Source organism: Sandarakinorhabdus limnophila DSM 17366, assembly GCF_945882885.1.
In the GTDB taxonomy this organism is placed as follows: domain Bacteria; phylum Pseudomonadota; class Alphaproteobacteria; order Sphingomonadales; family Sphingomonadaceae; genus Sandarakinorhabdus; species Sandarakinorhabdus limnophila_A.
Genome location: NZ_CAMCWT010000063.1, coordinates 1 through 12,074, shown reverse-complemented (window position 1 = coordinate 12,074; position 12,074 = coordinate 1). Strand labels below are relative to the sequence as shown.

Here is a 12,074-nt window from a genome sequence, read left to right as displayed (position 1 = left end):
CCCGCCCGGTGCTGGCCGCACGGTCACGCCATCGAGCACGAACGTGTAATTGCCGGCGGCATAGCTGGCCGGCTCGCCTTCAAGCACCGCATATGTTTCGCGGCGGTGCTGGCCACCGAACGACACCTGCAGCTTGCCTTCACCCGCATCGAAGCTGCGGGTGACATCCAGCGAGCTCACCCATTCCGTCGAGCGCAGCGCGCCGACATAAAGCTCAGTCGGGCTCGTCGGCCCCAGTGACGGATTGAGCGTTTCCACGCCGCGCTGCCGGGCACGGTTCTTGCCATATACAGTGGACAGGTCCCAGTCCCAGCCCGACGCGTTCCCGCGCAAGCCGAAGGCGAATTCATAATCCTCTTCCTGGATGATCAGGGTCGGCCGGAAGCCGTTCGGATAGATTTGCGGCAGGCTCGCCGAGTTGCGCGGAGTACGATAGGTGAACACCAGATCGGAGCGGCGCTGACCGAACGTGCCAAAGCTGTAGGCCTCCACATCGCCGAAATCATATTCCAGATTGTAACCCAGGTTGAAGTTGCGCACCGGGAAATTGCCGAAATTGGTAGTGACCAGCCGGTCGATGCTCGCTTCGCGGGGATCAGGCTGGCCGCTCACCAACGGATAAAGCCGAACCGTGCTGGCAATCGGCTGGGCGCGGTTGGAAATTTCCTGCTGCCGCGCCGAACCGAACAGGTTGAGCATGCCATTGTCGCCCAGCTTGGTGGCAAAATTGGCGTTCAGGATATAGGTTTCGCCATCGCTGCGATCATAATTCTGCCCGGCGGAAAAATCGACCGATCCGCCTTCCTTGTCCTTCAGGATGAAGTTGACGACACCGGCAATGGCATCGGAACCATATTGTGCCGCCGCGCCATCGCGCAGCACTTCCACACGGCCGATTGCCGATTGCGGGATCATGTCAAGATCGACCGGCACCGAGCCGTTGTAGAGCGCCGACACCGCGTTGATCAGTGAGGTGCGATGACGGCGCTTGCCGTTGACGAGGATCAGCGTCTGATCCGGATTAAGCCCGCGCAGGCCGCCGGTCTGGATGATGGTGGCGGTGCCGCCGCCGGCGCGCTGCGGCGCATTGAACGACGGCACCAGCAGGTTAAGCGCCGAAATGGCGCCGAACCGGCCGGTGCGCTCCAGTTCCGGGGCACCGATTACATCGATGGGCACAGGGCTGTTGGCAATGGTGCGCGCCACCCCGCGCGTGCCGGTGACGATGATCAGGTCGCTGCTGGCCTCATCAGCCTGCGCCGCGGTCTGCGGCGACGGAGATGCAGCCTGCTGCGCCAGCACCGGCCCTGCCACTGCGGCAACGGCCACCGTAGCCAGCAGATGGAAGATATTAGTCATGGCAGCAGCTCCTTTTGCCGATAAAAATTGCCATCGGTAATACGAACGAGGCGATTTTTTCTACCAATAGTACTTAGATTGCATGAACAAGCTAAAATAACCTATCCTATGATTTCTAACGAGATTGTATCTTCATGCGTCGCCCTGAAAGCGCCAGAAATTCTCCAGATTTTGCTTTTGGAGCAGAGGGTTGCAGATTCGAATCCTGTCTCCCCGACCATAATGAAAACTGCCCCGGCAATGATTGCCGGGGCAGTTTCGCGTCAGAGGCCAAGCGTCAGAAGCGCTGGCCGAACTTCACGCCGAAGAATTGCGGCCGGATCGGGAAGCTGCGTGACGAGCCCGAGCAGATCGAGATCGCGCAGAAGGTGTTCGTCGTCAGGATGCCGCGGCGATCGAACGCATTCTGGATGAACAAATCCACCGACCACTTGTCCTTCCTGACGCCGGCCGAGAAATCGAACGAGACAAAGCCCGCCGAGTTGCCGAGCAGTTTGTTCAGTTCGGTATTCAGATCTTGGGTGGCGCCGGTCTGATACAGGGCTGCACCCTGCACGTAGGCATCCATCTTGCCCAGCACCGTGTCATAGCGCACCGAGGTGGTGCCCTTGAATTTGGGCTGGCGCGGCAGGCGGGTGCCATCGGCGGCCGCGACTTCCGGCGTGGGCGGGTTGCCAGGCACGAAGGCGCCAAGCGTACATTTAGTCAGCTGGGCGATGGACAAGTTGGTGGCGTTGGCGGCAAAGTTGCAGAAATTGCCCTTCAGCTTGCCATCATTGTACGCACCCGACGTCGACATGGTGAACTTGCCGAGCCGCAGATCGGCATCGAACTCGACCCCCTTCACCTCGGCATTGCCGGCGTTACCGGTGATGCCCGCGCCCTGGGCGCCGGCGACAATCACCGTATATTGTAGGTCATTCCACTTTTCGAGGTATACGGCCGCGTTGAGGCGGAAGATGCTGCCCCATGTCGTCTTGAAGCCGATTTCATAGTTGGTCAGGTCTTCCGAGCGGAAGGGCGCCACGCCATAGACCTGGCCACCGATGCGCAGCGGACGGCCCTGGCCACCGGGACGGAAGCCGGTGGAATAGTTGGCATAGATCATCTTGCCGGGGGCCACCTGCCAATCCAGCGCGACCTTGTGGGTTTGGCCCTGTTCCCGATAGATCAATTGATGATCGGGCCGCGAGAAGTTGGTGTTTAGGCAGGTCAGGCGTTCAGTGGCCGACAGCGGAGTTGGGCAGCCGCCCGCCTTGCCAGTGGCTGCCACGGTGCTGCGCACGTTCCGCGCCGATGCGGCTACACCGGCAAAGCCGACCTGGTTCAGTTCTGTCCAGAAATAGCGGATGCCGCCGGTGATCTTCAGCGCGGGCGTGATGTTGTAATGGCCCTCTGCAAACGCAGCATAGTCGCGCACGATGCGGTCCTGTTCGGTGGCGTAGAAGGCTTCCCGCTTGACGGCGGGGGTGCCCAGGATCATGCTGCCGCCCTGGCTGACCGGCACGCCGAACGAGGTGGCGAAATCGGCGCGGTCACCGCCGCCCGATTCGGTGTAGCCGGCTACATTGGCCAATCCACGCGTGGCGTAGTCGTCGTTGATCTCGTTCTTCTGATACTGGTAGAAACCGCCGAACGTGATGTCGACCGGCCAGCTCTGCGGCGTCTTGAACCGAAGTTCCTGGGTGAAGATGCTCTCGTTGCGATTGCCGCTGTAATATTGGGTCGGGTTCAGTAGGGTGGAGCAGCGCAGCGACGCCCCCGAACCGGTGCAGCCCGTCTTGTCGAAGAACTGCAGATAGTTTTCATAACCAGGGCCAAATTTGTCATAGGCCACCGTGTAATAAGTATAGTCGTTCAACAGCTTTTTGTTACGGCGGAAATAGCCGGTGGCGCTGACCACGTCGAAATCGCCGATATGGCCGTGGATGGTGGCCTGCGCCTGGTACCATTGGTCGTTCTGGCGGGTGTCGTCATAATCATGCACCTTCAGGTCGCCCAAACGGGGATCGAAGCCGAAATAGCCCAGGGAAATCTGCTTCTGTGCGGTGATCTGCGGGTTGATCGACCAGCCCTCGACCGGTTCCCACAGCAGCGACAGGCGGCCGCCGACTTCATCGATGCTGTTGTAGTTGTTCTTCGCCTTGCTGGCGTTGTTCAGCGTGAGCCTGGTCAGCGGGTTCTTGTCGCCCAGGTTCAGGATGGCCGGGCTGCCGTCGGCAAACTTGCCGTTGTTGGCCACGTTGTCGACGTAACCACCTTCCTTGCGGTAATAGCCCATGGCGCGGATCGCCAGCGTCTCGGTGACGGGGATATTGATAAAGCCCTGCGCCTGGCCGCCGAAATCGCCACCGCCGAACTTGTTGGTTTCCAGGTCCATGCCGCCCGAGAATTCGCCGAGCTTGGGCTTGTTGGTGATGACGCGGATGGTGCCGGCCAGCGAGCCGGCGCCGAACAGCGTACCCTGCGGGCCTGACAGCGCCTCGATGCGTTCCACGTCATACACGTGGACATCGGGCAGGCCACCCACGTTGATCGAAATATCGTCGAGATAATAGCCGGTGGCAGGGTAAGCGCCGCCGGCCGGCACGATGCCGCGGAAATATACCGCCGTACGGCCCGGCCCAAGGCCGGCGAACGAGACGGACGGGATAAGCGCGGCAAAATCGGTCAGGCCCTTCACGCTGCGCTGCTGCAGCGTATCGGCGCTGAGCGCTTGCATGGAGATTGGCACCTTCTGGATGCTGGTCGCCGTGCGGGTGGCGGTAACGATTATTTCTTCAAAACCCGTTTCCTCTTCGGCGGCAACGGCGGCCTGATCATCGGCGGCAAGCGTCGGGCTGGCAAGGCCGGCCAAAATGGTGCTGATGCCTAGCAACCGGATGAATCCCGCTCGGTTACTGCCCTGGAGACGATCTTGCATGCGTGTCATGTAGCTGTTCCCCTATGAAAACCCGACCAAAATTTTATCTCGCCCAATTTACGCTTTTTACGCAAGCCATGCTTGTTATATTTTTGCAATTTTATCGTAATGAATTGGCACCGCTCTCCTATGCGCCATTCGCCCCATCCGCAGGGGTGCGCCCGCCGATTGTCTGTTCAGCCTTCAGCGACTAGCGTTGGGAGACAGATTTGGGGAGCGACATGCAATCGGGCAGCACGCGATCACAGCCGATGGGGACGGGGGCAGCCACGGCCGAATCGGCGCTGGCCACCGCCACGGCACAGCTGGAAACTGATCCCGTCGCCGCGCTTGCCGCGGCCGAAGCGCTGCTGGCCAGCGCGCCCGATCTGCTGCCCGCCGATTTCCTTGCCGGCCAGGCGCTGCGCCGACTTGGCCAACTCGAAGCCGCCGTTGCGCGGCTTTCGGCGCTGGCGGCGCTGGCACCGACCGTGCCGGGCGTGCGCTGGGAACTGGCGTTGGCCGCCGCTGCTGCCGGCCAGCCGGAAACGGCGATCACCGCGCTTGAACAGCTCACTAGGCAATTGCCGGCGGTGGCGGGCGGCTGGTTCCTGCTTGCCAGCCAATATCGTGCGGTTGGGCGCGCCCGCAACGGCTGGCTGGCCGATCTGAAGGGGGTGAACGCCGCGACGCAGGATCCCGAGCTGGTGCAGGCCGCGTTGGCCATGCACCAGGGCAAGCTTGACGCCGCCCTCGCCCTGCTGGTGGCCCTGCCGGACCCGCCGGCCCGCCGGCTGGTTGCCGAAATCCGCTGGCGCCAGGGCGACATGCCGGGCGCCATCGCCGGATTGGAGGCGGTGCTGGCCCAGGCGCCGGGCTATGACATGGCGCGCGAATTTCTGATCCGCCTGCTAGTGCAATCCAACCGGCTGCCGGATGCACTGGGCCATGCCGAAACGCTGGCCACCTCGCCGGTGGACAATCCCGGCCATGATCTCATCCTCGCCTCCGTGCTGGTGCATCTGGGCGAGCAGGGCAGGGCGCGCGGCCTGTATGAAGGGCTGCTCGCCTGCAATCCCGGCCAGCCGCAGGTGTGGCAGAACCTTGGCCATGTGCTGAAAACGCTGGGCGAACAGGCCGGCGCGGTCAGCGCCTATCGCGAGGCCGTCACCCGCCAGCCCACGCTGGGGGAGGCCTGGTGGAGCCTGGCCAATCTGAAGACGGTGAAACTGGGCGCGGCCGAGATCGCCGCTTTGCAGGCGGCGCTCGCCACCCTGGCCGGCACCGCCGAGCCGCGCGCCGAAGACTTGTTCCACCTGCACTTCGCGCTGGGCAAGGCGCATGAGGATCTGGGCGAGGCCGAGGCTGCCTTCCGCCATTACGCTGAGGGCAATCGCCTGCGCCGCGCCGGGATCGTGCATGATGCTGATGCCTTCTCCGCCGAAATCGATGCCACCGTTTCAACCTTCACCGCGCCATTCCTAGCGGTGCGCCGAGATGGCGGCTGCCCCGCGCCTGATCCCATCTTCATCGTCGGGCTGCCGCGTGCCGGTTCCACCCTCATCGAGCAGATCCTTGCCAGCCACTCCTGCGTGGAAGGCACGATGGAACTGCCCGACATGATGATGATCGCCAGCCGGCTGGCCGCGCGGGTGGAGGCAGGGGAGTTCGCCGATTTCGGTACGATGATGGCGGCGCTCACCCCGGCGGATCGCCAGCGGCTGGGCGAGGAGTATCTCGAACGTACCCGCATCCACCGCAAGTCCGGCAAGCCGCGTTTCATCGACAAGATGCCCAACAACTGGCAGCACGTCGGCCTGATCCGGCTGATCCTGCCCAACGCCACCATCATCGATGCCCGCCGCCACCCGATGGGCTGCTGTTTTTCGGCGTGGAAACAACATTTTGCCCGGGGGCAGGGCTTTTCCTATGATCTCATCGATGTTGGCCGTTATTACCGCGATTATGTGCGGCTGATGGCGCATTTCGATGCGGCCACGCCCGGTGCCGCCATCCGTGTTATCTATGAGGAGATGGTGGCCGACACCGAAACCCAGGTGCGCCGCCTGCTCAGCGCTGTCGGGCTGGCGTATGAGCCGACCTGCCTTGAGTTCTGGCGCAACGATCGGGCCGTGCGCACCGCCAGTTCCGAACAGGTGCGCCAGCCGATCTTCACCGACGGCGTGGACCATTGGAAGGCCTATGCCGGCTGGCTCGGCCCGCTGAGCGAAACACTGGGCAATGTGGCAACGCTATACCCGGCGGTGCCGCCCGATCTTGCGCCTATTTGATCACGCCACTGCTGGCGAGCGTGGCGCGCAGGGCGTTGTTGTCGGCCATGCTCACCCGGCCGGCGGTGCGCACGGCGGCAATTTCGGCGGCCTTGAACGGCTTGGCAGGCTTCGCCGGCTTGCCCAGCGTGACGGCGTGGCTCAGGATTTCGGCGATCTCGGCATCTGCCATGCTGGCCATGCCCGGCATCACGCCCATCAACGGCGCGCCTTCCACCGTAATCGGGCCGGCCATGCCCCACAGCACGACGCGCGCCATATAGGCCCGCCCTTCCGGGCTTTGGGCGATGGCAGCGGCGCGGCCGACAAGGCGCGGAAACTGGCCGGTCAGGCCTTCGCCGCCGGCCTGGTGGCACATGGCACAACGCGCCACGAACGCCGCCTTGGGTTCGGCCGCCGCGGGCGTTGCCAACCCTGCCACAACAAGAAGAGCCAAATGCCAGCGATTTGAAATCATGCCGATTTTTCCTTGCCAACAGGATAGTGTAGCCCGGGGTGGGCCACGATGCGAGGCGAATACTGGACAGTCATCAAGGCGCCGTCAAGCCGGCCTCCATGGGGTAAACCGCGCATCGCTAGACGCCAGCAGACGGCTGCGTTAAGTCGGAGCCAATGACAAAAACAGGCAAAAAGCCGGCGCTAGCGGCGCCTGTGCGTCCGGGGATCTATGGGCGCGGCACCGAAACGGTGGATCTGATCCTGAATGCCGCGCTCGATGTGCTGGTGGAAGAAGGCGCGGCCGCCTTCACGCTGCGCCGGATCGCGACGCGCTGTGGCATGCAGGTGGGCCGGCTATCCTATCATTTTGCCCGCAAGGAATTGCTGATCCAGCTCCTGCTCGATGATCTGCTCGATTATTATGAACGTATGCTCGACGAAACGGTGCGCCAGCCGCACCTCGATCCGGCCGAACAGCTGCGCCGGATGATCACCCTTGTTCTCGATGATATTGGCACCAAGCGCACCACGCATGTGTTCACCGAACTCTGGGCGCTGTCTAATCACAATCCGGCGGTGGCGGAACGGGTGGCGGCCTTCTACCGCTATGCCCACGCCAATATCGCGGCCGCCATCGCACCGCTAAATCCGGCGCTGTCGCCCGCGCAACTGGACGTGGTGGCGCGCTTTGTCAGTTCCGCGCTGGAAGGCACCACCATCTTTGCCGGCCACGGCAAGCCCTGGGCCCATCAGATGCCGCAGATGCAGCGCCTCGCCTTGCACTCACTGCTGCACCTGGCCCGCACCATAAAGTCCGAAGACCTGCCCGATCTCGGCTGATACTCGCTACGTTATTCAGGAATCGTGCCGGCCCGCGCGCTGGCTTGACGAATACTGGACATGCGTCCAGTATAAATTTTCATGGCGTCGGGCATCCGGTCGCCGGTTCGGGGTCGCCGGCCTGAAGTGGGCAAGGGGGCGGCTGCCGAGTGGGCTTTTGGGGAAGGGCTTTGGCACGCATGATCAGGGGAACCACATTCGGGCTCGGCACGTTGGCAGGCGCAGCCCTGATCTCGGCGCTTGGCATTGCGCAGGTCGCCGCTGCCCAGCCCGCTGCTTCGGCAGCCGCTCTGGCCTCAGTCGAACCGGAAGAGCCCTTCACCCACAAGCTGCCTGAATGGTCCCCGCACTGGGGTTTCGTGCGCGGCGGCTGGGAAAATGGTGGCACTCGCATCTGGAACGGCGATACCGGCAAGATGGTCGGCCTGGTTTCCACCGGCCGCTGGTCCGATCTCGCCCTCGATCCCAAGCGGCGCTTCATTTACGTTTCGGAAAGCATCTGGACCAAGGTGAACCGCGGCACCCGGCAGGACATGGTATCGGTCTATGATCCGGTGAACATGGCGCTGGTGACGGAAATTCCGCTGCCGGGCCGGCTGATCATCGGCACCCAGAAGAATAACTTCGTCATCAGCGATGATGGTAAGACAGGATTTGTCTATGATTTGAGCCCGGCGTCGTCGGTAATCGTGGTCGATCTGGAAAAGCGCAAGGTTGGACGGGTCGTCGAACTGCCAGGCTGTGCCAGTCTCGTGCCGGTGACAGGCGTCGGCTTTTCGGCGCTGTGCTCCGATGGCACCATCGCCACGGCGGCTTTGGGTCCGAAGACCTCGACCGTCAGCCACAGCCAGCCCTTCTTCAAGGCCGCCGAAGACGGCGTGTTCGATTCCTTCACCTATGACCGCACCAAGGGTGAGATCGTGACGATCACTTACACCGGGCTTATCCGCACGGTGAAGCTGGGCGCGACGCCTAACATCGGCGATGCCTGGTCGATCCAGGCGGCCGCTGGTGTGCGCCCCGGCGATACCCGCCCGCTTGATATCAACTGGTTCCCCGGCGGTCGCGCGGTGACGACGCTGCACCGCGCCACCGGCATGCTGTATGTGCTGATGCACCGCGGCGAATATTGGACCCAGAAGGCCGATGGCGAGGAAATCTGGGTGGTCAACATGGCGACCCGCAAGGTCGTCAAGCGCGTGCCGCTGAAAAAGCCGATCGGCAATATCGAGGTGACGCAGGACGCCAAGCCGTTAATCTTCCTGTCGGGTGACGGCGGCGTGGTGCAGGTGATGGATGTCGCCACCTACGAGATCAAGCATGACATCGGACGAGGCGGCGGCGGCATGATCGTCGTGCCGGACGTGGATTGAGTGGAACAGGCGCTGCCTCTTCTCGGTGTGGCGGCCAGCGTCGCCGTGGCGCTGCTGTTTGCCGTCGCCGGCATCGACAAGCTGCGCCACCACGATCTGCTACCCGGCGTGATCGCCAATTACCGGTTGCTGCCCGATGCACTGGTGGCACCGGCGGCGGCGCTGCTGCCGGGGGTGGAACTGCTGCTTGCAGCCGGGCTGCTGCTCGGCTTTGCCCCGCTTGCACCAATGGTGGCCATCGCGCTGCTGCTGGTTTTTGCGGCGGCCATGGCGATCAACATCGGGCGCGGCCGGCGCCATATCGATTGCGGCTGCGGCCACGCCGGGCTGCACCAGCAACTGGGTTGGAGCCAGGTGGCGCGCAACCTCCTGCTGGCCGCGGCGCTGTTGCCGGCGCTGGCGTCAGGGAGGGATGATCTGGGCATGGCCGATGTGGGCCTTGGCGCGGCGGCCGGCGTTGCCCTCTATCTGTTGTTGCTGATGTTCTCGGCAGTGGGCGCATTGGCTGCGTCTGCGCCTAAGCAGGGTTGAGGAAGGGTTTTGATGTCAACCTTGGGACTGATCAACGAAGCGCTGCAGTGGCTGGTCCTGATCGGCCTTGGCGTGGCCGGGCTGGCATTGGCGCGTCAGGTGGGCGTGCTGCATGTGCGCGTGGCGCCGGCCGGTGCGCTTGATGCCAATCGCGGCCCCGCCATTGGTGACAAGGCACCGGTGACGCCGGTGACGACGCTGGAAGGGCGCCCCTATCTGATCGGCGGGCCTGCACAGGGCCTGCAACTGCTGATGTTCGTTTCGGCCTCCTGCCCGATGTGCAAGAGCCTCATTCCGGTCGCCAAGTCGTTCGCCGCCGCAGAGCGCGTGAGCCTGGTGTTCGTTGGTGATGATGATCCGGCCGCGCAGAGGGCGCTGGTCGCCAAGCATGATCTGGCGGCCTTCCCGTTCATCAACAGCGACGTGGTCGGCCGGCTGTTCGAGGTGGACAAGCTGCCCCACGCCGTGCTGCTCGATGCCACGGGCACCGTGCTAGCCAAGGGGCTGGTCAACAGCCGCGAGCATTTCGAAAGCCTGATCATCAGCCACGAGATGGGCGTGCACAGCGTTCAGGATTATATTGCGGGCCTGCCGACACCGGCGAAGGTGGACGCATGAGCGGGAGCTTAGGGGGAAAAGGCATGAAGCGTTTCGATATCGATGGCCTTGGCGAGAAGCTGCTGCGCAAATTTGCCGGCAACAGTTCGCGCCGTTCCTTCCTCACCAAGCTGGGGGCCACGATCGTGGCTGCGCCGGCCTTCCCGTTGCTGCCGGTCAGCCGGGCCAACGCTGCCACCAAGGATCGGTCGCCCGAGGCCAAGACCGCCTTTGCCCGCAACGCCCAGACCAAGGATGACACCAAGTGCGATTACTGGCGCTATTGCGCTATTGATGGCAGCCTGTGCTCCTGCTGCGGCGGCGGCATGAGCAGCTGCCCGCCCGGCGCCGAACCGTCGCCGGTGTCGTGGGTTGGTACCTGCATCAATCCCGATGACGGCAAGGCCTATCTGATCGCCTATCGCGATTGCTGCGGCAAATCGGCGTGCGGCCAGTGCGGTTGCGACAACACCGATCGCGAAACCCAGCTGTACATGCCGCAGCTGAACAACAACGTGATCTGGTGCTTTGGCACCAAGAGCATGGAGTATCACTGCTCCACCGCCGTTCTCATCGGCAAGGCTTCGTGACGCGCGGGCCGGGCTGAACCATGGCTCTGCCCACCCGTTTGGTCTGGGCGCCAGCCGGCGCACTGGTGGGTCTGTTGCTGCTGGTCGCTGCTGCCCCGCCGGCCGTTGATTATCGGGCGCCCGGGGATGAAACCGGCCTGCCGGTCAGCTACCCGGCCGATATGGACGTGGCGCAATCCGATTATGTCGAACAATGCGGCGGCTGCCACGGCATCAAGGGCAATGCCGCGCCGGCTGAACTGCCCAATCTGCAAGGGCGCGTCGGCTGGTTCATGTGCCTGCCTGAAGGCCGCGATTATTTGATGCGGCTGCCCAACATCGCCCGCAGCCGCATTGACGACAATGAACAGCTCGCCGCGCTGATGAACTTCATGGTGTTCGGCCTGGGCGGCAAGTCCACGCCCGCCGGCACCAAGCCCTTCACCGCCGCTGAAGTTGCGGTTGGCCGAACCCGGGCCTTCACCTCGGTCAGCCTGATCAAGACCCGCGCGCAGATCGTCGAAAAGGTGATCCAGAAATGCGGCGCGCCGGCCTCGCTGCGGCTGATGTATCCGCAAGGAACCAGCGCCATGCCGATGCTGGCTGCGGCCGGCAAACCGCCCAAATCCTGACCGCCCCTTCCCACCCGGGAAGGTTCAGCTCACGGCTTCGGCGGCTGCCAGCGCCATTCCAGCGCCTGCAGTTGCGGCGTGGGCGTGGGGGCGAGCAGGGCATAGGCGATGATCATGCCGCGCTCGCACTTCCACCAAAATTCGCCTTCCAGCGCGCCCCTCGCCGATACGCCGGGTGGGTTCGGGCAGCGGCCGGCCTTGGCGGTGATGGCCGCGATATCGGCGCGGCGATGGGCGGTGTCGCGGTCCATCAGGAAATTCACCGCCAGCCCGGCGTTTCCAACATCGCCCGTGGTCAGCACCTTGTGCATCGGTTCCGCCAGCCCGGCCAGCGCCGGAGACAGTGGCAGCACATCATTGGGGGCAAGGCCGGCTTCGCGGATGGCGATCAGCGCGTCCCACGTGGGGGCGGCTGGCCCGGCATAGGTGCGGTTGGTCAGCACGAAGGCGCCCCATCCGCTTTCCGGTGCGATCAGCATATAGCTGCCATAGCCGGGATAGCCGCCGCCGTGGAACGCCACCCGGCCCAGCGTGCAATCATC

General features: G+C 63.6%; 10 protein-coding genes and 1 pseudogene. 7 read left to right on the top strand and 4 right to left on the bottom strand.

The window, feature by feature from the left end:
- Together Q7O19_RS11660 and Q7O19_RS11655 are read right to left on the bottom strand one after the other, a co-directional pair.
- A partial coding sequence (locus tag Q7O19_RS11660; RefSeq protein WP_303810687.1) for a TonB-dependent siderophore receptor occupies positions 1-1,359 on the bottom strand: 1,359 nt, incomplete at its 3' end.
- Between the two features lie 277 nt (positions 1,360-1,636).
- Positions 1,637-4,291, bottom strand: coding sequence for a TonB-dependent receptor (locus Q7O19_RS11655; protein WP_303810686.1), 2,655 nt, complete (start codon positions 4,289-4,291; stop codon positions 1,637-1,639).
- Positions 4,292-4,533: 242 nt separating this feature from the next.
- On the opposite strand from Q7O19_RS11655, the gene Q7O19_RS11650 reads away from it, so the two are divergent.
- Entirely contained in the window at positions 4,534-6,552 is a 2,019-nt protein-coding gene (locus Q7O19_RS11650; RefSeq protein WP_303810685.1) for a tetratricopeptide repeat-containing sulfotransferase family protein, read from the top strand.
- On the opposite strand, the gene Q7O19_RS11645 is transcribed toward Q7O19_RS11650, so the two are convergent.
- The gene (locus Q7O19_RS11645; RefSeq protein WP_303810684.1) at positions 6,545-7,009 is read right to left on the bottom strand and encodes a c-type cytochrome; all 465 of its coding nucleotides are present in this window, start codon (positions 7,007-7,009) and stop codon (positions 6,545-6,547) included. The genes Q7O19_RS11650 and Q7O19_RS11645 overlap by 8 nt on opposite strands.
- A 155-nt stretch (positions 7,010-7,164) precedes the next feature.
- On the opposite strand from Q7O19_RS11645, the gene Q7O19_RS11640 reads away from it, so the two are divergent.
- The 6 genes from Q7O19_RS11640 (at position 7,165) to Q7O19_RS11615 (ending at position 11,532) form a co-directional block, all read left to right on the top strand.
- On the top strand, positions 7,165-7,830 hold the full coding sequence (locus Q7O19_RS11640) for a TetR/AcrR family transcriptional regulator (protein ID WP_303810683.1): 666 nt from the start codon (positions 7,165-7,167) through the stop codon (positions 7,828-7,830).
- Between the two features lie 179 nt (positions 7,831-8,009).
- Positions 8,010-9,203 (top strand): amine dehydrogenase large subunit, encoded by a 1,194-nt coding sequence (locus tag Q7O19_RS11635; RefSeq protein ID WP_303810682.1) that lies wholly within the window; start codon positions 8,010-8,012, stop codon positions 9,201-9,203.
- A complete protein-coding gene (locus Q7O19_RS11630) occupies positions 9,204-9,734 on the top strand; it encodes a MauE/DoxX family redox-associated membrane protein (RefSeq protein WP_303810681.1) in 531 nt (176 codons plus the stop codon). It begins immediately after the preceding gene.
- 12 nt (positions 9,735-9,746) lie between these two features.
- Positions 9,747-10,352 carry a thioredoxin-like domain-containing protein gene (locus tag Q7O19_RS11625; RefSeq protein ID WP_022680479.1) on the top strand — a complete coding sequence of 202 codons (606 nt, stop codon included), beginning with the start codon at positions 9,747-9,749 and terminating at the stop codon, positions 10,350-10,352.
- A gap of 23 nt (positions 10,353-10,375) precedes the next feature.
- Positions 10,376-10,921, top strand: a complete 546-nt coding sequence (gene mauA, locus Q7O19_RS11620) for a methylamine dehydrogenase (amicyanin) small subunit (RefSeq protein WP_303810680.1) — start codon at positions 10,376-10,378, stop codon at positions 10,919-10,921.
- Between the two features lie 20 nt (positions 10,922-10,941).
- Positions 10,942-11,532: a cytochrome C gene (locus tag Q7O19_RS11615; protein WP_303810679.1), complete on the top strand. Its 591-nt coding sequence runs from the start codon at positions 10,942-10,944 to the stop codon at positions 11,530-11,532.
- Between the two features lie 29 nt (positions 11,533-11,561).
- Here the strand turns inward: Q7O19_RS11615 and Q7O19_RS11610 are convergent.
- Positions 11,562-12,074 (bottom strand): annotated as a pseudogene (locus Q7O19_RS11610) (serine hydrolase); the annotation flags it as partial.

Excerpts from the sequence above, each read along its gene's own strand:
- Q7O19_RS11655 (WP_303810686.1), bottom strand. The coding sequence starts at position 4,291 with ATGACACGCATGCAAGATCGTCTCCAGGGCAGTAACCGAGCGGGATTC.
- Q7O19_RS11650 (WP_303810685.1), top strand. The coding sequence starts at position 4,534 with ATGGGGACGGGGGCAGCCACGGCCGAATCGGCGCTGGCCACCGCCACG.
- Q7O19_RS11645 (WP_303810684.1), bottom strand. The coding sequence starts at position 7,009 with ATGATTTCAAATCGCTGGCATTTGGCTCTTCTTGTTGTGGCAGGGTTG.
- Q7O19_RS11640 (WP_303810683.1), top strand. The coding sequence starts at position 7,165 with ATGACAAAAACAGGCAAAAAGCCGGCGCTAGCGGCGCCTGTGCGTCCG.
- Q7O19_RS11635 (WP_303810682.1), top strand. The coding sequence starts at position 8,010 with ATGATCAGGGGAACCACATTCGGGCTCGGCACGTTGGCAGGCGCAGCC.
- Q7O19_RS11625 (WP_022680479.1), top strand. The coding sequence starts at position 9,747 with ATGTCAACCTTGGGACTGATCAACGAAGCGCTGCAGTGGCTGGTCCTG.
- mauA (WP_303810680.1), top strand. The coding sequence starts at position 10,376 with ATGAAGCGTTTCGATATCGATGGCCTTGGCGAGAAGCTGCTGCGCAAA.
- Q7O19_RS11615 (WP_303810679.1), top strand. The coding sequence starts at position 10,942 with ATGGCTCTGCCCACCCGTTTGGTCTGGGCGCCAGCCGGCGCACTGGTG.